The 22,097-nt window shown below is 67.1% G+C and carries 22 protein-coding genes; 4 read left to right on the top strand and 18 right to left on the bottom strand.

The window, feature by feature from the left end:
* Positions 1-17: 17 nt before the first annotated feature.
* On the bottom strand, positions 18-1,127 hold the full coding sequence (locus CXY91_RS18280; protein ID WP_100962652.1) for an ROK family protein: 1,110 nt from the start codon (positions 1,125-1,127) through the stop codon (positions 18-20).
* 182 nt (positions 1,128-1,309) lie between these two features.
* Between CXY91_RS18280 and CXY91_RS18275 the strand changes: the two genes are divergently transcribed.
* Genes CXY91_RS18275 through CXY91_RS18265 form a run of 3 tightly spaced genes read left to right on the top strand, consistent with a single transcriptional unit; the run spans position 1,310 to position 3,798 of the window.
* Positions 1,310-1,789 (top strand): DUF2938 domain-containing protein, encoded by a 480-nt coding sequence (locus CXY91_RS18275; RefSeq protein WP_100962651.1) that lies wholly within the window; start codon positions 1,310-1,312, stop codon positions 1,787-1,789.
* Positions 1,790-1,830: 41 nt separating this feature from the next.
* Entirely contained in the window at positions 1,831-3,066 is a 1,236-nt protein-coding gene (locus CXY91_RS18270) for a metal-dependent hydrolase family protein (protein ID WP_100962650.1), read from the top strand.
* Between the two features lie 6 nt (positions 3,067-3,072).
* Positions 3,073-3,798, top strand: a complete 726-nt coding sequence (locus CXY91_RS18265) for a polyamine aminopropyltransferase (protein ID WP_100962649.1) — start codon at positions 3,073-3,075, stop codon at positions 3,796-3,798.
* Here the strand turns inward: CXY91_RS18265 and CXY91_RS18260 are convergent.
* On the bottom strand, positions 3,795-4,538 hold the full coding sequence (locus CXY91_RS18260) for an aspartate/glutamate racemase family protein (protein ID WP_100962648.1): 744 nt from the start codon (positions 4,536-4,538) through the stop codon (positions 3,795-3,797). The two genes, CXY91_RS18265 and CXY91_RS18260, sit on opposite strands and share 4 nt — an antisense overlap.
* A 232-nt stretch (positions 4,539-4,770) precedes the next feature.
* Here CXY91_RS18260 and CXY91_RS18255 point away from each other — a divergent pair, with 232 nt between their 5' ends.
* Positions 4,771-4,959, top strand: a complete 189-nt coding sequence (locus CXY91_RS18255) for a DUF3008 family protein (RefSeq protein WP_100962753.1) — start codon at positions 4,771-4,773, stop codon at positions 4,957-4,959.
* A 400-nt stretch (positions 4,960-5,359) separates the two neighbouring features.
* Here the strand turns inward: CXY91_RS18255 and CXY91_RS30275 are convergent, their stop codons facing one another.
* The 16 genes from CXY91_RS30275 to CXY91_RS18180 are packed head-to-tail and all read right to left on the bottom strand — an operon-like array spanning position 5,360 to position 22,058.
* The gene (locus tag CXY91_RS30275; protein ID WP_158673480.1) at positions 5,360-5,659 is read right to left on the bottom strand and encodes a hypothetical protein; all 300 of its coding nucleotides are present in this window, start codon (positions 5,657-5,659) and stop codon (positions 5,360-5,362) included.
* A 2-nt stretch (positions 5,660-5,661) separates the two neighbouring features.
* On the bottom strand, positions 5,662-6,018 hold the full coding sequence (locus CXY91_RS30270) for a hypothetical protein (RefSeq protein ID WP_158673479.1): 357 nt from the start codon (positions 6,016-6,018) through the stop codon (positions 5,662-5,664).
* A 60-nt stretch (positions 6,019-6,078) separates the two neighbouring features.
* Positions 6,079-7,332 carry a DNA adenine methylase gene (locus CXY91_RS18250; RefSeq protein ID WP_349236599.1) on the bottom strand — a complete coding sequence of 418 codons (1,254 nt, stop codon included), beginning with the start codon at positions 7,330-7,332 and terminating at the stop codon, positions 6,079-6,081.
* A gap of 54 nt (positions 7,333-7,386) precedes the next feature.
* On the bottom strand, positions 7,387-7,866 hold the full coding sequence (locus CXY91_RS18240) for a hypothetical protein (RefSeq protein WP_100962645.1): 480 nt from the start codon (positions 7,864-7,866) through the stop codon (positions 7,387-7,389).
* On the bottom strand, positions 7,866-8,186 hold the full coding sequence (locus CXY91_RS18235; RefSeq protein WP_100962644.1) for a hypothetical protein: 321 nt from the start codon (positions 8,184-8,186) through the stop codon (positions 7,866-7,868). The genes CXY91_RS18240 and CXY91_RS18235 overlap by 1 nt, the downstream gene beginning before the upstream one ends.
* Before the next feature lie 59 nt (positions 8,187-8,245).
* Complete coding sequence (locus CXY91_RS18230; protein ID WP_158673477.1) at positions 8,246-8,713, bottom strand: hypothetical protein; 468 nt, start codon at positions 8,711-8,713, stop codon at positions 8,246-8,248.
* 50 nt (positions 8,714-8,763) lie between these two features.
* Positions 8,764-9,012 (bottom strand): hypothetical protein, encoded by a 249-nt coding sequence (locus tag CXY91_RS18225; RefSeq protein WP_100962642.1) that lies wholly within the window; start codon positions 9,010-9,012, stop codon positions 8,764-8,766.
* Positions 9,012-9,740: a peptidoglycan recognition protein family protein gene (locus CXY91_RS18220; RefSeq protein WP_100962641.1), complete on the bottom strand. Its 729-nt coding sequence runs from the start codon at positions 9,738-9,740 to the stop codon at positions 9,012-9,014. The genes CXY91_RS18225 and CXY91_RS18220 overlap by 1 nt, the downstream gene beginning before the upstream one ends.
* 38 nt (positions 9,741-9,778) lie before the next feature.
* Positions 9,779-10,219 (bottom strand): hypothetical protein, encoded by a 441-nt coding sequence (locus CXY91_RS18215; protein WP_100962640.1) that lies wholly within the window; start codon positions 10,217-10,219, stop codon positions 9,779-9,781.
* On the bottom strand, positions 10,219-11,682 hold the full coding sequence (locus CXY91_RS18210) for a hypothetical protein (RefSeq protein WP_100962639.1): 1,464 nt from the start codon (positions 11,680-11,682) through the stop codon (positions 10,219-10,221). The genes CXY91_RS18215 and CXY91_RS18210 overlap by 1 nt, the downstream gene beginning before the upstream one ends.
* A 22-nt stretch (positions 11,683-11,704) precedes the next feature.
* On the bottom strand, positions 11,705-13,822 hold the full coding sequence (locus CXY91_RS18205) for a hypothetical protein (protein WP_100962638.1): 2,118 nt from the start codon (positions 13,820-13,822) through the stop codon (positions 11,705-11,707).
* A 25-nt stretch (positions 13,823-13,847) separates the two neighbouring features.
* Positions 13,848-17,621, bottom strand: a complete 3,774-nt coding sequence (locus tag CXY91_RS18200) for a host specificity factor TipJ family phage tail protein (RefSeq protein WP_100962637.1) — start codon at positions 17,619-17,621, stop codon at positions 13,848-13,850.
* Complete coding sequence (locus CXY91_RS18195) at positions 17,621-18,016, bottom strand: C40 family peptidase (protein ID WP_100962636.1); 396 nt, start codon at positions 18,014-18,016, stop codon at positions 17,621-17,623. Before CXY91_RS18195 ends, CXY91_RS18200 begins: the two co-directional genes overlap by 1 nt.
* A 1-nt stretch (position 18,017) precedes the next feature.
* Complete coding sequence (locus CXY91_RS18190; protein WP_100962635.1) at positions 18,018-18,518, bottom strand: DUF1833 family protein; 501 nt, start codon at positions 18,516-18,518, stop codon at positions 18,018-18,020.
* Positions 18,515-18,877 carry a hypothetical protein gene (locus CXY91_RS18185; RefSeq protein WP_100962634.1) on the bottom strand — a complete coding sequence of 121 codons (363 nt, stop codon included), beginning with the start codon at positions 18,875-18,877 and terminating at the stop codon, positions 18,515-18,517. The genes CXY91_RS18190 and CXY91_RS18185 overlap by 4 nt, the downstream gene beginning before the upstream one ends.
* Position 18,878: 1 nt before the next feature.
* Positions 18,879-22,058 carry a phage tail length tape measure family protein gene (locus CXY91_RS18180; protein ID WP_100962633.1) on the bottom strand — a complete coding sequence of 1,060 codons (3,180 nt, stop codon included), beginning with the start codon at positions 22,056-22,058 and terminating at the stop codon, positions 18,879-18,881.
* Positions 22,059-22,097: the final 39 nt, after the last annotated feature.

Genomic DNA, 22,097 nt, shown 5'->3' with positions numbered 1-22,097 from the left:
GACTGCGTGGGGTACGATCAATCCTTCTTGCTCTTGCCGTCCTTCGGCTTCTCCTTGTCCCGGCCCTTCGGCTTCGCCCGATTGTGGAAGCTGGCATTGCCGAGCCCGGTGCCGATGGTCAGCACCGCCCAGTGCTCGACATCCTGCATGAACGGCAATTCGCTCAGGCCCTGCACGACGGCATCATTGTGCATGGTGACGACGGTATCGTGCTCGCCGATCTCCGGCGCCATCTCGCGGATGCTCTCGACCAGATTGAAGCGGCTGCTCGACCAGTTTCCGGGCAGGTTCTGGGCGCCGCGATCGATCGCGCCGTCCGGCTCGATCAGGCCGGGACAGCCGACGCCGATGAAGGGCGCGACGCGCAGGCCTTCCTTGGCTGCGTGTTCGATCTGCTCGCGCAGCATCTTGCCGAGCCGCTTCACCGCCTGCTCGCGGTTCGTCTCCTCATCGGCGTGGCGCCAGAGCTCGGTTTCCCAGACTCGCGCCTTGCTGAGATCGGAGGCCTTGTCCTGGCGCAATTCGACGATCCCCGCACGAATGTTCGAGCCGCCGATATCGACCGCGACCAGGCTGTCATAGGCCTCGAAGATCCATTTCGGCGCGAGATGGGCGCTGCCGACCAGCCCGGCTTCGTCAGAGTGATGGCGCACCGGCACGAGCTCGATCGAAAAGCCTTCTGTCTGCAGGATGATCCCTGCCCGCGCGATGGCGAGCTCGCCGATCCGGCTTTGGCGGAAGCCGCCGCCGACGACGATGCGCTCGACCGGGCTCCAGGCCTTCTGGCGCAGGAAGCGACGGATGACGAAAGCGAGCGACTGAGCGAAGCGCTCGACGGCCGAGAGCACCAGCGCCGCCTCGCGAGCTTCGCCCTCCGTCAGCAGCTTGTCGAGCTCCGATTTGCTGACGGTCTTGCCGACCTTCGCCAGCGGATCCTCGCTGGTCTCGGCAAGATGGCTCCGCAACTCGGCGAGATGATCCATGAAGGCGCCCCGGCTCGCCTTGTCGCCGAGGAAGCCGTCACCGTCGCGGATTTCGAGATTGTAGCTGGTGACGATGACCGAGGGCAGCTCCTGTGCCCCATGCGGCCCGGTCGCGTTCGCCTTGCTTGCTGCCGTCACGGCCATCACGTCCCCCCGCATTGAATGCATGCGAGGAGAACGAGCACGCCCCCCTGGCGGTTCCTGCGCCGCGCGGCCGCATGCCCCGTCTGCGCTGCGGGCGGGACATTCAACCTACTGGCGATTGACCCCACTGCGTCCTTTCGCCTCCATAGCCGGCGGCGCGCTTCGCGGCCTGGGGGATAGACATGCTCGAAGTGATCGGCCGCTCACTCGCGATCGGCATCGGTGCCACCGCTGTGCTCGACCTCTGGGCGCTGTTCCTCAACCGCGTCTTCGGCATCCCGCTGGCGAACTGGGCGATGGTCGGGCGCTGGTTCGCCTATCTGCCGCGTGGCCGCTTCATGCACGACACCATCGCCGACACGCCGCCAGTCGCAAGCGAGCTCGCGATCGGCTGGATCATGCACTACCTGATCGGTGCGCTCTTCGCCGCGATCGTCCTGCTGATCTGGGGGCTCGACTGGGCCCGCAATCCGACGCTGCTGCCGGCCCTGATCGTCGGCGTCGTCACCGTCGGCTGCGGCTGGTTCATCCTGCAGCCGGGCATGGGCTTCGGCCTCGCCGCCAGCAAACGGCCGAACGCCAACCAGGTCCGGCTGATCGGACTGATCAATCATGTCGTTTTCGGGCTGGGCCTCTGGCTCGCCGCGCTGCTGGCGCGCTGAACTGCGCCTCACGAACTTTCAAAGGCAAGGACGGAAAACCCATGGCCGCGACCCTGTTCCAGAATGCCCGCATCGTCGACGGCACCGCGCCCGAGCGCGCCGCGCCGGTCTCCGTCCTGGTCGAGGGCGGGTTGATCCGCGAGGTCGGCAAGAGCGTGCGCTCCGACAAGGCCAGGGTGATCGATCTCAAAGGCCGCACGCTGATGCCCGGGCTGATCGACGCCCATGTCCACGTCATCGCTGGCGTGGCCGATCTCGGCCGCAACGCCGCCTTGCCCGACTCGCTCGTCACGGTGCGCTCGCTGGTGATCATGCGCGAGATGCTGCTGCGCGGTTTCACCACCGTGCGCGATGTCGGCGGCGCCGATTTCGGCCTGAAACAGGCGACTGAAGAACACGATTTCCCGACGCCGCGCCTCGTCATCTCCGGCAAGGCGCTGAGCCAGACCGGCGGACATGCCGATTTCCGCGGCCGCTATGACGACCGCCTCGCGCCCGGCACCCGCCATCGCCTCGGCGCGCTCGGCCGCATCTGCGACGGCGAGGCCGAGGTTCGCCGCGCTGCGCGCGAGGAGCTGAAGGGCGGCGCCGATTTCATCAAGATCATGGCCAATGGCGGCTGCGCCTCGCCGACCGACCCGATCCATTTCCTCGGCTTCTCGGTCGGCGAACTCGAAGCGGTCGTCGAAGAGGCCCGCATGGCCGGGACCTATGTCTCCGCCCACGTCTACACCGACGAGGCGATCCGCCGCTGCGTCGAGGCGGGCGTCCATTCGCTGGAGCATTGCAACCTGATCAAGGCCGAGACGGCCAAGCTCGCCGCCAGGAACGGCGCCGTCGCGGTGCCCACCCTCGTCACCTATGACAAGCTCGCCAGCGAAGGCGGCAAGCTCGGCTTCCCGCCCGATTCCGTCGCCAAGGTCGAGTTCGTCCGGGCAGCCGGCATGGAATCGCTGGCAATCATGAAACAGGCGGGGCTCGCCATGGCCTATGGCAGCGACCTGCTCGGCGAGATGCATCGCCACCAGTCCGAGGAGTTCGTCATCCGCGGCCGCGCCCTGCCGGCGCATGAGGTGATCGGCGCCGCCACCCATGTCGCCGCCAGGCTACTGAAACTCGAGGGCAAGATCGGCACGGTGGCGCCGGGCGCCTATGCCGACCTGATCGTCGTCGACGGCGACCCGCTGCAGGACCTTGCGCTGCTGACCCGCCAGGGCCGGCACATGCCCGTCATCATGAAGGCCGGCACGTTCATCAAGCGCGCCCGGCTGGACTGACGGCGCATGAAGCCCTGGACGCAGCTCGACGCCGCGCCGATCCCCGGCGGCGGCACGCTCAAGCTCATGCGCCGCGGCGAGGACGAGTTCTCGATCACGCTCGGCCATAACGAGCTGATGAACTCGCGCCTCAAGGGCTCGGAGGAGGCGCTGGCGAGCCTCGCCATCGACAGAATCGGGCCGCGCCCAGGCCCGCGCCTGCTGATCGGCGGGCTCGGCATGGGCTTCACGCTGCGGGCGGCGCTCGCCGCGCTGCCGAAAGATGCCGAGATCATCGTCGCCGAATTGATCCCGGCGGTGATCGCCTGGGCTCGCGGCCCGCTCGCTCCGATCTTCGCCGGCTGCCTCGACGATCCCCGCGTCAGCGTGCGCGAAGCCGATGTCGTCACAGTCATTCGCGAGGAAAGCGGCCGTTATGACGCCATCCTGCTCGATGTCGACAACGGGCCTGACGGGCTGATGGTCGAGGCCAATGACCGGCTCTACGACCATGCCGGCCTCGGCGCTGCGAAGGCGGCACTACGGTCTCACGGCGTGCTCGCCGTCTGGTCGGCGGGGCCGGACCGCAACTTCACCCAGCGCCTGCGCCAGGCCGGCTTCGCCGTCGAAGAGAAGACGGTGCGTGCCCGTGCCGGAGCTGGCGGCGCCAAGCACATGATCTGGCTCGCTGCCCCCAAGGGAAACGCGACTGCCGCGCAGCCCACTCGCGGCTCTGGAAACAGGCGGCGCTAGCGCTCGCCCAGCAGGCGCGACAGGCCGGCGGAAAGCCCAATGCTCGGCACAGGCGCCGGCAGCGCCAGATCGCCTTGAACCGGTTTGGACGGTGGATTGCGCGCCGCGTCGAGTACCGCGGCGAAGCCCGCCTGGACCGAACAGATTACCGGCACGCCGACATGAGGCTGGACCCGGGCCGCGAGCCCGGCGAGGCCGGCGCCGCCCAGGATCACCGCCTGTGCCCCGTCGCGCGCGACCGTGCGCCGGCAGGCTTCGGCCAGCAGCGCGATCGAGCCGTCCGGATCGGCCGCGATGTCGCCACCGGTCGGCGCCACCGTCTCGATGGCGGCAAGCCGGCCATCCAGCCCGAGCGCGACGGCGAACTCGGTTAGGATCGGCCCCCAGCGCTCGCCACCGGTGACGATCGAAAAACGTCCGCCTTTCGCCGCCGCCTGCCGGCAGGCGGCTTCGGCCATGCCGACCACCGGCACGCCCGCGATCTCCTTCAGCGCCATCAGCCCGGGATCGCCAAAGCAGGCGAGATAGACGGCGTCGCACCCGGCGCCCCGCTCGGCGAAGGCGTCGAGCGCCGCATGCCCGGCAATGGCGCCGGCGCTGCGGCTGGAGATGTAGCGCGCCCCGAAGCGGCCGGTCGCCGGCACGAGTTCGACATCGGCTGGCGTCATCGGCGCCAGCACGCGCAGCACCAGCTCGGTCATTTCGGCGCTGGTGTTCGGATTGAGGACGAGGATGCGCAAGATGATCTCAACGGGCGAGAGTTGGCCGGCCTTGGGGGAGCTTCTATCAAGAGCCGTGCCACGAGCTTTGCCGCGCCCACTCCTCGCGAGCAAGGGCCTCGCGAGCAAGGGCAAGCCTGCAGTGTTCGCAAGATCGCCACGCGAGGCGAGCCGGCTCGGAGCTCTCATCTGCGGAACCATCGCCGCATGCACGGGTTGCTGGCTCGACAGCCCTCACATCGGAGGATGGATGATGCCAGCCAAATCGAAGGCGCAGCAGAAGGCGGCCGGAGCCGCGCTCGCCGCCAAGCGGGGCGACATCCCCAAGAGCGAGCTCAAGGGCGCCTCGAAGTCGATGGCCAAGTCGATGACCGAGAAGCAACTCGACGAGTTGGCCTCGACCAAGCGCAAGGGAAAGCCTGAGCACGTCACGAAGCACTGAGCGCTGGAGAGATCGGCCCTTTTGCCCGGTGCTCAGATCAGAGCTTCCAGCGTTCGGCGGCTGCCCATGAGATGGCAGCGATCAGGGCCATGCCGACAGTGACTGCGAAAACCAGCTGCATGCTCGCCTCCTGTGCAAGGTGAGCATGCAATGAAGTATGCCAGGTTGCAGTTCCCTGCCGCTTCACGCCGAGGTTAAACGAATCCTGACGCGATCGCAGGATTGCGGCCCCTCACTTTCGAGCAGGCAGGATTTATGGCGTCCCGGAAGGGACGGCAAACAGTGTCCGTTATCAACGACTTGGGGAAGGGTTCGCCATCTAATATCCCCCATCTGTTCTCGCGGATCGCCAAGGCTATCCCGCGGCATACTCAGCACGGGACAACCGAATATGGCGAGTTCAACTTCGCCCCTTCCCGCCATAGACTCCGCCAAGAAAGCTGAGACACGCGACAACAATTGCTAGAAAGCGCTGCACGTTGTCGTTGGCAGTAGGCGAAGCGGAAACTGCTGCTATAGCTGCCGCGACAAGCGAAAGGACGGCCAGGATGCAAGCCGCGCTGATCGGCGCCATCTGAAAGCCGCCGAGCAACTTTCCGATTAGCCCATACTCTACCCTTTTGTCGTCTGTGTCAGTATTTGCATCTACTTTCCTAGCATTACGAGCCGTTGTACTGCTGCGCGGGGTGGAAACGGTCATCACTATAACTCCCGCACAATAGTATAGAAGAGCGCCAATGTGTATTGCTCGAAGGTTCCGACGAAATTCACAATTAAACTAAGATAGCTTTTTTTATTCTGTTCATCTTCAGCTATTAGGATTTTTTCTTTGGTTCCCATCTCCTTGCCATACTTTTTCACATTCGTCCTGATCAGACACTCAAGGAATATTCTGTTATCATCCGGTATTATATCAAAATTACTTTCGCTGTCGCTAAGTTCGAAGCGAAATCGCAATCTATAATCCTCTCCATCGAACGGAGCTATAGTCGCAGTTGCACCCTGCTGGAGCACCAATGAACCAGAGCAGACTACTTCATGCCCATCGACTTCGGTCAAAACACACCCCCTTATGCGGCTCGTGATATTCAGTTACTGGCCAATCTAATTGCCGCCACGTTAAAACAAGCCAAGTTGGCTTTCCAAATCGAAACGCAGACCATTCGACCTAATAATAAGTTCATGCGCTTCGGTCGCTACGCCTTCCGATATCGTATAGGTGAGCGATACCTCTTCCAGCACAAAAGCGGAGAAGATGCGCCGGATCTCGGGCGTGTCGTTGATCGAGAGGATGAAGGCGCCCTTGATGCCGGCGAGCTGCTCGGCCAGGCGCAAGAAGTCGCGGCGCTGGAAGACGCCGGCGCCGTAGTCCGCCTCTCCGCCATGATAGGGCGGATCGAGATAGAACAGCACGCCGGCGCCGTCATAACGCGAGATGAAATCGGCAAAGGGAAGGTTCTCGATGATCACGCCGGCCAGGCGTTCACTGAGATCGGCGAGCGCCGGCGCGAGCTTGGTCACGTCGAATCGGCCGGGCAGCCCAGGAGAGACGCCGAAATTCCGGCCGGCGACCTTGCCGCCGAAGGCCAGTCTCTGCAGGTAGAGGAAGCGCGCAGCGCGCTCGAGATCCGTCAGCGTCGCCGGGTCGACCTGCATCAGCCGCTCGAAATCCCGCCGGCTGGTGAGCTGGAAGCGCAGCATGTCCATGAATGCCACATAGTGGCGCTGCAGGATGCGGAACAGCGTCGCGACGTCGGCCGAGACGTCGTTGATGACCTCGGCCTTGGGCGCCTGGGTCCGCCGCAGGAAGACGCCGCCCATGCCGACAAAGGGTTCGGCATATGTGTGGTGCGGCACGCGCTGGATCAGCTCGGCGAGCCTCGCCGCCAGCTGCTTCTTGCCGCCGATATAGGGCGCCGGCGGCCGAGCCTGCCGGACCGGGGAAAACGGGAACTCACCCATTGAGAACATTCCGAGAACATGCAACCGTTCTGGAGCGCGCCGGTGCGCGCGGCGGGTTGCCTTCATCGGATCGAGCAGGCTTCGCGGGACCTTCTGCCAGGTCGGCCCGCGGCGGGCGGCGCTGCGCGCGCCGTTCGCCCCGCCGTGGCAGGGCTGAATGAGGTCGAGATGCGAAACCCTAGGCGGGCTTACGAGAAAGACGGCACGATGATCCAGCCGGCTACGGTCGGCAGTCATCGGGCGCTGGGGCTGCACCGCGCCGAGATCTGGTGCCATGACTGCGTCAAGTACCGGGAGGTCTCGACTGACGACTTGCCGGCGGAATTGCCGATTCCCGATATCTGCCTCGGCCATAGCTGTCATCTCTGCGGCGGGCGCAACCTGATGTCGCGCGGCAGCATCCACCAGCACTATAGGCAGGTCGATGCCGAGCGCGGCCGATTGCGGTGAGACGTTTCAGGGAGATCACCCCGGCAATGGCGGCACCCGCACGGCGGGCAGTTCCTGCCAGATGGTCCAGAGCCCGTGCGGCATGCGGTAGTTGATCTGGCCGCGGATGATAAGGCCGGAGACGCGGTCAAGATCGGCCGGGATCACGACGCAGAGATCGTTCCGACCGGGCCCGAGCGAGCTCGCCTGCGGGCTGCGGAGCACCTCACCGTCGCGCTGGCGCTCGGTGATGGCTGGGAATTCGACGGCCGTCCCCTCGACGGTGATCGACCACGACACCACTATCGGCTGGGCATAGCGAACCTTGGACCAATGCCAGGTCCAGCACATGCGCCCTGGTGTGCGGTCGTCGAGATCCGTCTCGACGCGCTGATCGACCAGCACAGGCGCGAAGCGCTGCTCCAGCATCGGCGTCGCATAGAGGAACAGGGTCGTGCCGACGACGCCGGCAGTCGACCAGACGCCGACGGCCGCGACCGTCTTCGCTGACAGCATCACTTCGCTCCCTTGATCGCGAGCCAGATGGCCGTCAGCATGCCGCCGACGAGCACGGTGAGGACGGCCTTGATCCCGTGCTGGATCAGCGCTTCGCGCGTCTCGCGTGCCGCGCGCATGGCCGTGAGGTCCTTCCGGAACTCGGGGACGTCGTCGATGCCGACACGCTCCATGAAACGCTTGATGCCCTCCTCGACGATTTCTTCGACATCGTCCTTCGTCAGGGATTCGTCCTGGACCGCCCTGGCCGCTGCGAGGGCCGCCGTGGAAGCCAGTCGATCCACCGTCGCCTGGTCCATGACGTAGGTGCCCGGCAGCATGGCCGGGGGTGGCGCCTCGCGATGAGGCATGGGCGCAGGCTCCGGCCGGCAGTTTGAGGTCAGGCTTTCGCCGCGGCGCCGGTGGAGATGAGCACGCCGATCTTCGCCTCGAGCTTTTCGGTGAGGATGCGGCGGGCCTCTTCAGGCGTGATGCCGAAGTGCCTCAGTGCGTCCGGCGCGCTGTCGATGACGTAGCTCACGCCCTGCTGCACCAATGGATTGGCGTTCGGCAGCGCCAGCGCCCCCGCCAGGCCACCCGCCCGGTTGATCACCAGGCCGGCCGCATTGGTCAGAGCGGCCTGCAGGGCGTCGCGGTGCTTGGCTTCGATGTCGATGCCGAGCTTCTCGCGAATGAGCTTGAACAGCCAGGCCGCGAGCGCCGCGACGAAGACGCTAGCGAGCTCGGTCAGATAGGGCTTGAACACGCCGAAGAGGGATTCCCCGGTCGTGACGGTCTGCGCCTCGGCATGGGCGCCGAGGACGATGAGCAGCAGGCAGCAGGCGCCCAGCGCCGCGAAGCGGATCATGATGATCTCCATGATGGTGAGGATGGCGGCAGGCCCGGCCGCCGGCGGGATCAGATGCCGTCGCCGTCCTGGAAGCCGACGCCTTCGGCGACGACGGGCAAGTCGAGATGAATCGTCTCGCCGACGTAGACGCGCAGTGTCTCGAGCTCGGCAGGGGCGAACTGACGCCATTCGCCGAATACCATCCGCCTGTATGCGACAGAGTGGTTTGAAGCGGCCGCGGCGGGAGCCGCCGAAGCGATCGCAGGCACGGCGACCGGCGCGAGACCGATCAGGCGAAGGAGGCTGCGCCGGTTCATCAGGCCGCCCTCGCCAATTCATCCTTACGGACGTTGAAGCTCGGGCAGGCCTTGTTGGCGTACTGGTTGTGGCCGCTGACACGTGTGATCCCGCGATGCTTCGCGGCGAGCTGCTGCGTCAGCCAGAGCATTGAGGCGCGCTGCGCCGGCGTGCGGGTATCCTTGGCGGTTTTCCCGTCGGCGGAGAGGCCGCCGATATAGCTGCAGCCGATCGTGCCGGTGTTATGGCCCTCGCAATGGGCGCCGATCTGCCCGACCGGGCGGCCGAGTATGATCCGGCCGTCGCGATAGATCACATAGTGGTAGCCGATATCCGACCAGCCGCGCGCCTTGTGCCAGGCTCGCACGTCGGCCACCGTGTAGTCCTTGCCTTCCGGCGTCGCCGTGCAGTGCCAGATGATCTCGGCGATCGCGCGGGCGGTGTCGAGCAGTTGCAAGCTGGCGACATTCGGCGGCGGGGCCGCGGTGACGGTGCCAAGCCGCTGCGACGCTGGCACAGGGGCGACGATCGCGCTCTTGTCCGGCTCCGGCCGCCCGGGTTTGGGCGCCGCCAGCGCCTGCGTCAGTGCAGTTTGCGTCTGCCGGCCGGCGATGCCGTCGGCGACGAGGCCGAACTTGCCCTGGAAGGCCTTGATCGCGACCTTGCTGCTGTCACCGAGGCGGCCGTCGACCGGGCCGGGGTTGAAGCCGAGCGCGATAAGCGCCCGCTGGATCTCAGCGTTCGTCATGGGAGGTTCCGGGTGTCGTGTTGGGAAGGGCGGCGACGTCAGGCCGGCCAGGCCATCGCCGGCAGCTCCTCGAGGAGCGCCGTGATCGTCGGCTGCTCGCGCTGGCCGGTCTCAACCTTGGCGAGCTCGCCGAAGACATGCGCCCAGACGGAATCGCGCCAGGCGACGAAGGCCTGCGCTTCGGCAGCCCAGGCCGGATTGGTCGAGGCGACCCAGGAGGCGCAGGAGACGCCGCTGTCGTAGTCGCGCGCCCGGGCCGTCGCATCGACATGCGCCTGGATCGCGCTGCGATAGTCGCCGAGGCGGGGCCGCTGCGGGTCGTGCGCGGCGATCACCGCGTCGAGCGCAGCCTGCTGCGGCGCCATCAGCAGCTCGCGGCCAGTGACGATGCCATCCTCGCCCCACGAGATCGGCAGGCCCGCCAGCCCGGCCGCCGCGAGCTCGTCGCCGAAATAAGGTCCGATTCTGCGCGTGCCCATCACCTCACCCGCATGATCTTGTTGACGACGGCCGTCGGCTGCATGCGCGAATGCGCGTTGCCGGAACCGAAAGAGTTGCCGAAGAAGGCTGATGAGGCAGCCCCGGAAAATGCAGCGGTGATGCCGGTATAAGCCGTCGAGGTGTTATTGTTGGCTGCAAGCGGCGTGGTCGCGTTCTGCGGGCTCGTGCTGACGGCCGTGTTCGAGCCCGACGCATTGACCCCGTGCGCATGACCGGGATCGTAGATCGTGACGCTGCCGGAGATGCTCGTCACCACCGAGCCGGACGGCGTCACGGTCGGCAGCTGTGCGATCGAGAGGGTACCGGTCTCGGAGCCGCCGGCGTTGCCCAATGCCGTCCCGGTGATGCCACCACCGCCGCTCGTCATGCGGCCGGCGGCGGTGCCGCCCATGTTGTCGCGACCGGCGGCGACGCGCCCGCGCAGATCCGGCAGGCGGATCTCGGTCGCCGGGCTCGAGCAGGGTGAGGCCGGATAGACGATGACGTCGGCCGTGCCGGTCGACAGCGCCTGCAGCGACAGGGTGATCGTCGAGGAGGTGAAGCTCGAGATCGTCGATCCGGCCTGGATGCCGGTGCCTTCGACCTGCATGCCGAGCCCGAACATGCTGGTATCGGCGATGCCGGTGATCGTCGTGCCGCCTGAGGAGCGCGAGCCCTGCTGCGCCTTGCCGAGCGCCGGCGCGACCAGAGGATAGCTTGCGCGCGTCAGGCACTGGCCGAGCGTGAACTCGTAATTACTGTCTGGGAGGTTGAAGCCGACATAGTCGAGCACGGTGCCGACTGGCACGGCCTGGTTGGCGACCGGCAGGCCGGTGGCGCGCGAATAGCCCCAGAGCGACCAGTTGCCGCCGCCGAGCGCGATCGCGATCGCCGTGTCGCCGGCGACGGTGGCGATATCGGCACCGGTCGGCAGGATCAGGCTGGTGGCGTTGTGCGTCAGCGTCAGCGCGCCGGAAAAGCGGATGAACTTCGCGGAGCCGGCGACGGCGCTTGAGCCCAGGCTGGTGATCGTCGTCGTGCCGGAGATGGTGACGGCCGAGGCCGGCGCAGCGCCGAGATCAACGGTCGAGGCGCTCGCCAGCGTCGCCGTGCCGCCGCCGACGGGCGGGACCCAGACATGGTTGGTGAGATCGACCGAGGCGACGGCGAGCCAGTTGGTGCCGTCATAGAACTTGACAATGTTTGGCGTCGCCGAGGTGTCGAGCCACCACTGGCCCTTGACCGCGACGCCGGCACAGCCCGTCGCCGGCGCCGTCGCGCCGGAATTGGTCGAGATCACGGCGGCGAAGCCGAGATTGACCGCCTGGGCGAATGCGAGGCCCGAGACCGTGCCGGTGGTCGGCATGCAGGCCGAGCCCTGGTCGGCGCGGGCTGCCGGCGGCGGGAAGAGCGACAGCGCGAGCGCGAGCGCCAGCGCCATCCGCAGGAGGATGGTTCGCATCGGGGCGGTCCTTTCGGGACGATCAGTGGATGAGGAGCGAGAGCGTGGTGAATTCGGGCGAGAGCGCCGAATAGGTGCCGGTGCCGGACGAGACGCGGCCGAGCAGCGTGGCGTAGTGATAGCCCTCGGAGAGGCCGCTTCGGGCACGGGCGTAGCCGATCGCGCCGCCGGCCGTGCCGAAATTGGCGACCGAGCCCTCATTGGTCGTGCCGTCGTAGCCGACCGAGGCATAGGTGGTTGCGCTGGCCGAGTTGAACGAGTAGCCGTTGAGCGCCGCGCTCGCGACCTCGTCGTCCCAGATCAGGAACTCGACCCGGATCTCGCTGTTGAGCTCGGCCCAGCTGGTGCTCGAGGTGGAGCGCTGCGCCGTGAAGGCCGCGGTGCCGGTGACAGCTGGCCGGTTGAACCAGCTGCGCACCAGGCGCTGGGCGTCGGTATCGGCCCAGGCCGTGCCGGAGGTGGTGCGGGCCAGGCCGACCAGCGCCCGCGTCGCGTCGCCGCTCTTGATCTGCGTGCCGTCGCTATGCGTCGCGCGAGCCGTCGCCGATGCTTCCAGCGCGGTGACCGCCCCGCCCGATGCGGTGGCGTAGATGTAATAGGTGGTCGAGGCCGAAAGCCCGGTCGCCGCAAGGGTGATGCAGCTGGTCGAGAGCGTAGCGTTAACGCCGTTGATGGTGAGCAGGTTGCCGTTGCGCGGGCAGAGCCGCAGGTTCGCGCCGCTTTTGTCGAGCCTGACCTGCCCGAGCGGCGCGGTCAGCGCGATCGTGCCCGAGCTGGTGATCGTGCCGCCGGACAGGCCTGTGCCGGCGACGATCGAGGTCACCGTGCCGGAGCCGGCGCCGCTGGCGGAGAAGCCGCGCTGCGTGAAGTAGTTCGTGCCGTCTGAGAACAGGCGAACGCCCTGGCCGCTGGTCAGCACCAGATTGGCCTGGCCGTCGATAGTCGACGTCGTTGGCGTCAGGGTCAGCGTGCCGGCGCCGCGATTCTGCAGATCGGCATGCCAGCCGGAGACAAACTGTGAGGAGGCACCGGCCTGCGGGATCGTCCAGGCGATCGCTGCGGCGTTGCTGGCGGTGACCAGCCTGGCTCGGTCGCCGTCGACCAGCGCGTAGCTGGTGCCGCTCTGGGCATTGACCGGCACGGTCGCGACCAGCGTCCGGTCGGCGGTGAGGTCGCCGCCACCCGACAGGCCGGCGCCGGTCGCGATCTGCCGGGCGCTCGCCGCCGCGCCAAGCGTGCCGCGCGCCGTCGCCGCATCGGCATCGTCGAGCAGGGTACGGGCGAAGGCGGAGAAGTCGGCGAGGCCGGCCGTGCCGGCGCCAGTAAAATAGGGCATCTTGTCAGCGGCCGAGGTCAGCCCGGCGAGCGCCGCGAGCTTGGTATCATAGGCCTGGACGTCGCTGCCGATGGCGAGGCCAAGCGCGGTGCGCGCCGCCGAGGCGGTGCTGGCGCCGGTGCCGCCGGAGCCGAGGGCGATCGGCGTCGAGGCCGTGACGGTGGTGAAGGCGCCGGCCGCCGGCGTCGTACCGCCGATCGCAGCATTGTTAAGCGTGCCGCCGGTGAAGGCGCCGCCCGTGATCGTCTTGCCCGTGAAGGTGAGTGCCGACGGGAGCGACAGCGTCGGGTTGCCGCTGGCGCCGTCGCCATTCGCGACAGTGACTTCATTGGCCGTCCCGGTCAGGGTCCGGAACTGGTAGGCGCCAGAGCCGCTGCGGGCGATCAGCCCGGTCGCGCTCCAGCCGCTGATCGCATCGACGCAGGCGCCGGCCGCGGCGTTGCAGCCGGTGCCACCGGCCGAGACCGGGACCGTCAGGGCATGTGTCGAAGTGTTGAGCGTCGCCAGCACCACCCACTGGCTGCCGTCCCATATCTTCCAGCTGCGCGGCTGGCCAGAGGTGTCCATCCACTCCTGGAAGGTGAAGGGCGAGCCGCCGGCGGCGTTGGTCGGTGCGGTCGCGCCAGCATTCTTCGCGCCCGTCGCCAGGATGGCTGCGTTGATCTGGCTGGCGACGCCGGTCGGGCCGCCGAACTGGTTGGGGCCGGAGAGCGGGATGGTGAGCGCGCCCTGTTGGGCGAGCGCCGGCACAGCGAGGGCGCAGGCGAGCGCGAGCGCGCCGACCAGGCGACGAAGAAGCATCATGGCGATGTCCTGGCGAAAGCGGGCTCTAGAAGCCCTGGATGTCGAGATTGACCTTGCGGGCGACAGCGACGCCGCCCGACTTGATCTTGAGCGTGCAGCCGGCCTTGGCCTGCGCCGTGAACTCCGGCACGCCGTCGCCACCGTCGAGGATGGTGACGTTGACGTAAGGCACCGCCAAGCCGTTTGGGCCGCCATTGAACGGCACATCCTCGCTGGCGCCGTCCGGACGGTGGACGATCGCCAGGCCTCCGACGGGCACGTCGAGGCCGAGGCGGTGGTCGATCCGGTCCGGCACGTCGACGCGATAGGCGAAATGCTGCACGATCGCGATGGCGCGGGGATCAAGCGTCGTCATGATTACCCGGAACTTGAAGTGCCGGGCGGTGTAGGCGCCGGGCGTGAAGCGCTGCCACGGCCCCCAGTCGATGTTCTGGCTGTAGACGTCGGGCGATTCGTAGACGTCGCTCGCCGAATAGATGTCCGACGGGTCGCTGTAGCCGAGGCAGATCTCGGCGAAGACCTCGACCTTACGCGCCGCCTCCGAGGTGAAGATGTCCTGGTTCCCTAGGAAATCCGGGTCGGTCAGGATGTTCTGGTCACTCCAGATCGCCGTGGCGGTCAGGTCGATCGAGACGGCGCAGGCCGCGACCCGGCCAGCATCGATGTAATGCGTGCCGGGGATTTCGTAGGCGCCGGAGCCGCCGCCGCCATAGTCCAGGATCGAGGGCTCGGCCAGGAAGTCCGGGATCTCGAGGATGTCGCCGGCGCCGCCGGTGCGCAGATCGTCGCCGGCAACCGCAACAGTGCCATAGGTCGTGCCGGTCCAGCCACTCGCCTTCTCGTCGAACTCGGCGACGACATTGCCGACGAGCGTGGCGCCGGTGATCGTGACCGCCTGCGGCTGCGCCGAATAGACCGTGAGGCCGGTGACCGGGCTCGCCACGGCCGCGACCCAATAGGTGTCGTTGCCGAGCGTCGCGATCGGCGGGTGCGCCACCGTCTCGACCAGGAGCGCGCCCTCCCAGGTCGGACCCTTGCGGATCTCGTAGCGGACGCCGCCGCGCCAGTCCTTGACCTCATCCCAGTCTAGGAAGCGGATGCCGTCCCGGAAGGTCGTGCGCAGGCGCCTGATGTTCGGCAGCGGGTTGCGCAGCAGGTCACCGGTGATCGCGCTGGCCGGCAGCACAGACCAGTTGGAGACCCGGCCATCTTCGAAGAGAGTCCGGACCCGGAAGCCGTAATTGCCGAGCAGCAAGTTGTCGATATCGACCCATTGCTGCGGCGCCAGCACCGTCTGCGACCCGGTCCAGCCGCTGGTACCGGCGCCGGCGGCCTGCTCGTCGCGCCATTGCGCCTCGAAGCCGCGGACTTGGCCGAGCCGTGGCGATTGCCAAGCGAGGCGGACCACGACGGTGGTGGCGCCGGAGCCCGCCTGCTTGATCATCTCCTTGGCCGAGAGATTGCGCGGCGGCAGCCGGAACGGATCGGCCGGCTCGCTGATCTTGGAATCGAAGGCCGGGATCGCGCCGCTATGGGCGTATTGCAGCGCCGGCGCGTCGTCGACCAGCGTCAGGCGCGCCTTGAGATCGTCCTGATGTGCGATCTCGAACACACGGCAGACGATCGTCTCGCGCTCGGTCTCGCCGATCATGAAGAGGTCGCCGACCGCAGGCAGACTGCCGGCGCCGCTCAGCGTCACCGTGTTGGCTTCGCCCTCGATGGCGACGACGTCGCGCAGCAGCGAAGAGCCGTCGGCCAGGCGGAAGCGGATGCGATAGCTGTTGCCGGCCTCGAGGATGATGCGCTCGTCGAGCGTGACCAGGTTGCCGGCCGCCGCCTTCACCCGGCCCTGATAGAGCCCGATCTTAGCGACGTCATGCGCCAGCACGACCCTGTCGCCGCGGGTGCAGCGCAGGTTCTCCCAGTCGACCAGGATCGAGTAGCGCTCCGGCCGCAGGCGCGCCTGGGCGATGTGATAGCGCCCGAACTTCCAGGCGAGATCGGCATCGGTGACGCCATCGACGTCGAGCGCTTCGAACAGCGTCGCATTGGTCGGATCGTAGCCGTCGTCATAGACGATGCGCTCGTCGGCGGCCCAGCCCTTGGCGGCGTTGATGAATTTGATCCGGAAGGCATGCGGCGTGCGCTGGTAGACGCGCGTGCCGGTGAAGCCTGACGAGTTGCGCGGGGTGAAGTGCTGGACGATCGGCGTGTCGAACTGCTCCCAGACGACGCTCCACTTGCCGTCCTTGAAGGTCGGCACGGCCCGGCCGGCGGCGCAGATCAGCGCAATCCTCTCATAAACCGAGGTCGGCTCTTCGACCACGGCGTCATAGGTGAAGCCCTCGCGGTTGCAGTAGCCCCACCAGCTTTGCAGCGCCTCGTAATCGATCAGGTCATTGGCGACCGGCAGGGCGTTGGCTGCCGCTTGCAGAGCCAGCCGGAACAGATCGGCCGGGTTACGCGAAGGCGCGAAGCTGTAGCCCGAGCCGTTATAGGTGGTGCCGAGCGACTCGGCGACGACGTTGAAGGTGTCCACGATCGAGGACAACTGCTCGCTCGCCTTGATCCTGAGCGCGATCAGCGCCACCGGATAGGGAGCGACCACAGGAAGGTTCTTGCGGATCGAGCGCAGCATCGTCCAGACGACTTCGTCGGCGTAGATATCCTCATCGTAGTCCGGTGTGAGCCGGGCGAGCATGACCTCATAGGTGCCGCGGGTGACTGGAAAACTGATCCCGCGCCGCGCCTGCGCCAGTTCGCGATCGAAGATGATCTCGCCGTCGACTTGTTGGTAGCCGGTGCCGGCCTCGACATGGCGGTAGAAAACACGGGTGTGGACGCCGAGCGCCTTGCGCTCGCCGGTCGCGGTGTCGAGATAGAAGATACCTTGCGGCGCAGTGATCTCGATTGAGATCTCGTCAGTGTCCGGATCGGTGTAGCGCGAATTCTGGACATTGGCCTTGAGCACGATCGCGAGGTCGAGCTGCTCGACCTGGCCGGCGAATAGCGACGGCGGCGTGTCCTCCGCATAGCCGTTGCGGATTTCGATCTCGACGCCGGCGAATTCGCCGAGCGGCGTCTCGCCGATCTTGGCTTCGCTGATCGCGAGCGGCCCGGCGCCGACGCAGAACAGCAGGCGCAGATACTGGTCGGCGCCGACCAATTCGGTGAAGGGCTTGGCGGCAAACGGCGGCGAGATCCGGTGCTTGCCGAGCACGACCGGAATGGTGCCGAAGGGGCGCGGCTGGTTCTGCGCGCCTGAGATCGACATCAGCCGCGCCTGCTCTTCGCTCGGCGCCAAAGCGTTGTTAGCTGACGGCGGCTTCGTCTTGATCGGGAACAGCGCGTTGACGAGCAGCGACCCGCCGATCGTGATCGCACCGCCGATCGCGGCCGTCGCTCCAGCGATGAAGGCCGCACTGGCGCCCGCGAACAACGCACCCGCCAGATAGGGCGCCACCACCAGCGCGATGATCGCCACCGCGATCATGGCGATCGAACGCAAGATACCCTTGCCCTGCAGCAAAGGCTGCAAGATCAAGGTCGCGCCGGGCTTGGGCCGCACCCGCGCCCAGAGCTCGCTCGGCACGACCTGGTCGGCGAGATAGGCGACTGCCGGCTTGCCGCTGCGTTCGGGCCAGGCTTCCTCGACCAGCTCGGCGATCGAGAGCCCGGCCGGTAGCTTCAGGAAGCTGCGCTCGCCGCGCAGCGGATGCCTGCGCACGATGACGTCGACGAGGCCGTCGCCCGGCGCCAGGATCTGGGCCGGCCGCGCACTGCGAGCGGGAAGCGGCATCAGCGGCTCTCGTGCCGGAAGAAGCCGCGCAGGCGGCGGGCGATGCGCGGGCTGGAAAGCCGCTCGATCACCGCATCACTTCCGGCTTCGATATGCAGCATCAGCCCGGCGCCGGCGACGATGCCGACATGCGGCACGCCAACATTACTGATCTCGACCAGATCGAAGGCGCGGACGGCGTCGCACGGGATTTCGCGCCAGCAGCTGCGCCCCTCCGCGATCAGCCGCTGCAGCGTCTCGCGATCGGCCGTGCTGACATAGTCCTCGGCGTGGTGCGGCAGCGCGATCCCGAGCTGCTCGGCATAGACCAGGCAGGCGAGCCCCCAGCAGTCGACGCCATCGCGGCCCCGCCCGCGCTCGGCAAAGGGCAGGCCGACATAATCCTGCAGCCGCATGTCAGAACAATCCGGGGAAGGTCGCCGGCGAGAAGGAGCCGTAAGGAAACGGCTCGGTCGCCAGCCCATTGAGCGCCAGGGTGAGCGTGACCTGTTCGGCGTCATAGTCGGCGCTGACCAGCTCGAATTGCGGCATTGCGATCTCGACCGCATCCGGCGCTGACGCCAGGACCAGTTCCATGGCCACCAGTGCCGGCGTCGAGGTCGAGCGCAGCAGGTTGATCAGCTCGCGCCCGACATTGTCGATCGTCAGGCGCATTGCCGGCACGCCGCCATCGGTTTCGTCCGGCAGAGCGAAGTTCATCGGCAGGAAGATGTAGCTCTGACCTCGGCTGCGCGTGCCGTAGGTCAGCGGCGACTCTTCCAGCCGCTCGGTCGGGTCGGTCGAGATCAGGATCGGCTCCTCGAGCAGCGCGTGGGTGATGCGCAGCAGAAAGACCGGCACCTCGCCGCTGTGCTCGGTATTGAGCGCTTCGCGCATCGTCAGCGAGAGCGTCCTCACGGCAGTATCTCCAGCCGGAAGGCAACACGCCAACGCAGGTCTCCGGACGGCGACCATGCGGGCAGGCCGTCCTGGGCAAACCGCACCAGCCAATCCCCGCTGCCATCTGGAGCGGGGAAGGTGAACGGCAGCGTCCCCTGCAGCAGCGTCTCGGTGATGAAGGATCGCATCAGCGCCTTCTCGGCATCGGTCATCATCATTGCCGCGGCGACAGGCCGAACGTTAGAGCTCGACCGCGGGCGGCTCTTGCCCGGGCCCTTGTCGGTGTTCGAACGCAGCCGGTTCTCGGCCTCCTGCTCGGAATAGCCTTCCTGCAGCAGCAGGGTCGGCAGTTCGGCCGGCCATGGATCGACGGCCATCTCAGCGCCTCGTCAGCTGCTGACGCGCACCGAAATTGGTGCGCAGCGCCTGGTTAGTCGCCGATCCCGGCTTGCTGACGCTCTCCGCGACTGCCTGGTCGATCATCATCACGATGTCCAAGCCTCCGGTGTCGTTCTCGCGCTTCTCGGTCTTCACTTCGGCGCCGGCGTTGTTGACGACCTGCATGTTGAACTGTGGCGCCCCGCCGCCCGCAGCGGCGACGCCGAGCCGCCCCTGGCTGTCGCGGCGCAACGGCATCACCGCTTCCGGTCCGGCTTCGCCCATCAGCCCGGTGCCGCGAGCGAATGGGAATGTCGTCGGATGCCGCACTATCTGGTCGGTGAAGGCGCCGCCGCGGGCAAACGGGATGACGTTGCCATAGGCAAAGGCGTTGCCGCGCGCGCTCCAGAACCCGGCCGTGCCGCCGGCGTCCGTCGGCGTGCCGCTCCCGCTGCTGCTGAAGAAGGACTGGAAGAATTTCGCGAACCACCCGCCCCCACTTCCACCCGAGCCGAACAAGCCGTTCATGATCTGGTTCGTGGCCATATCGAAGAGCTTGTCGGCCACACGGTCGAGGGCATTTGTCAGCGCCTCGGTCGCGCTCTTGCCCTGACGCAGATCCGAGAGGAAGCCCTTGAGGGCGTCGCTGCCGATCGAGCGAATCTCGGTCAGGCTATCGCGGACAGTCACCAGCGCCGCGATCTTCTGCGCGTTGGCGACATACTCCTGCCCCTCCGCGCTGGTGAGGGCGATACCGGACCGGCGCAGCTCCTGCTCGGCCCGCATGATCGCGACTAGGCGATTGCGCTCGGAGGTCGACGCTCCGATCAGGGCGATTTCCTGCTCGAGGCCGGCGATCTGCTCGCGCTGGCCGTAGATCATGCCCAGGGCCTTGGCCTGCGCCTGGGCCGAGTTGACTCTGTCGATTGCCCGGCCGAGCTCGCCGATCTGGGCATTCACCGCCGCCTGGTCGGTCATGCCGGCGGCGGCCAGGCGCTGCCGCTCCTGCATCAGGGTAGTCTGGCGCTGCAGCAGCTGGGCGCGCTCCGCCTCGCTGATATTGGCGCCGCGGCTGTTCGCGGCCTGCTCGGCCGCCGCGGCTTCGCGCGTCTGCGCCACCCGCGTCGCCATCTCCTTGTTGACCTCGGCCAGCCGCTCAGCGAGGCGCTTCTGATAGATCTCCTCGGCATTGCCGCCATTGCGCTCGGCAAACTGCTCCGCCTCCTTCCGCAGCTTCGCGGATTCGGCGAATTCTGAGCCGAGTGTCTTCACCGCCCTGGCCTGGGCATCCAGCGAAGCGATGTTGTCGTTGCTGGCGCGCTTGGCTTCCTCCTGCGCCCGGGTCGTCTGGATGAAGGCGTCGGTGCGGGCCCGCTCGGCCTCGGCCTGCCGCTCGGTCGCCGTCTTCGTCGTGCCCCGCGCATCGTTCAGGGCGAGCTCGGCCGCCAGCGCCGCCTTAGATTCCGCCGAGACCTGGCCGAGATAGCGCTTCTGGATTTCCTGCGCCCGCGCTGCCTTGTCGGCCTCGATCGAGCCGGCGGCCTGCGCCTCCTTGTACTCGGTCAGCTGGCGGTTGAGAGCCTCATAAGAGACCTTCAGCTCGGCGGCCTGTTTGGTCGCAGCCCACCACTCAGGACTGTCCGCCGGTTTCGTGAGCAGCAGCTTTTCGGCGGCCTTCTCCGCCTCTTCATAGCCGGTTTTCAGCTTGCTCGCCTCAGTCTGCAGGCGCTCGAGTTCGGCTCCGAAGGGCCGCGCCTCCCGGCTGGACGTCTCTGCCGTGGCGATCTTGCGGTTGGCGTCCGCAGCATCCCCCCGCGCCTTCGCCAGATCCTGGGTGACCTTCAGCTCTTGCTGCAGCGCCGCCTTGCGCTGCTCGAGGTCCGCGAGGGCACGGTTGATGCCGAGCGCTTCCGGACCAGGCAGTGCAGATGCTGCAGCGGCCCTCACATCCTTGAGCTGCCGGTCGATCGCGGCCAGTCTCTCGCTAGTCTCCGGACCGAGCACCGTGTCCGCAATGGCATTCTTGGCACGATCAACCGGACGGCTGAAGTATTGCTCGACGAAGCGATCCCACTTGCTCTGCGCGCCGGCCGCCCCCTCCATGGACTGAGCCAAGCCGTCGACCAGGAGCTTCTGCGCTCGCAGTCGATCGCCATACATCTCGGCCGTCCGGATCGAGCGGACCGTCACGCTGTCGAGCGCGCCGACCTTTCCGGCCAGCATCTCAGCGCCGCGGCTGGGATCGGCAAAGGCGGTTGCAAGCTCGCGCGCCGCATCCGTCATGCCCTGGCCGGTCACCAGCGCATATTCCTTGGTCAGCCGCGTGAGCTGAGGCAGCTGGGTCGCCGCGAGTTGGCCGAGGCGAGCATACTCGGCGGCGATGAGCCGCGCATTCGTCAGCGTGATCTGCGCCGATTCCGCGCTTGCCTTTGCGAGCTGATCGTACTGGCCGCCCGTCAGCCCGACGCTGCGGCCTGAACCGAGCAGTGAGGTGTCAAGCTGTCGCCGCTCGCCTGCGACGCTGATCGCCGCATACAGAGCCGTGATCGCCGTCGCTGCCACGGTGGCCAATGGTGCGATGCGGATCAACCAGCCGCCAAGCTGCCGGAAGAAGCTGCCGACCGTCGCCTCAGAACTGATGAAGACGTCAGCGACCTGCGAGCCCTGTTGCATCAGCACGGTGAGCGCATCCTGGCCGGAACTCAGCGACACAACGACGTCCTGCGCCTGGCGGCTGAGATTGATCAGTTCATGCCGCGCCAGCCCGGAACTGCGGACCAGGGTTCCCTGCGCAGCCGAGTTGTCGTTGACCGCCTGCGCAGCCGCCTCGTGCTTCTGACGCACCAGGTCGACGATACGCGCAGCCTCGGCTTCGGTGGCAAGCCCCGCCCTGAAAGCGGCATCGGCCCGCAACTGCGCCCGCTCGATGGCGACCGTGGCGCGGACCGCCGGATCGATCGACGCACTCAGCGTCTGCCAGCGGCGATTGATCGCCATGATAGAATCTGACGCCCGAAGTGTCGTCTGGGTGCCGCGCTCCCGCGCCTCAGCGGCCTTCCGCTCGGCATCGAGCACACGATCCGAGGCCGCCTGAGCCGCCTTCATCTGGCGGACATAGAGCGCCGTGCCCGCCTCGGCGCCACGCGCATCAACCGTCAGGGTTGTTACAACCTGAGACATGCGATTATGGTCCTTCGCGCAGGGAAGCGGGGCAATTTG

Source organism: Allobosea sp. FBZP-16, assembly GCF_002831785.1.
GTDB classification, from domain to species: Bacteria; Pseudomonadota; Alphaproteobacteria; order Rhizobiales; family Beijerinckiaceae; genus Allobosea; species Allobosea lupini.
The sequence above is the reverse complement of the archived record's forward strand: the minus strand, read 5'-3'. Positions and strand labels throughout refer to the sequence as shown.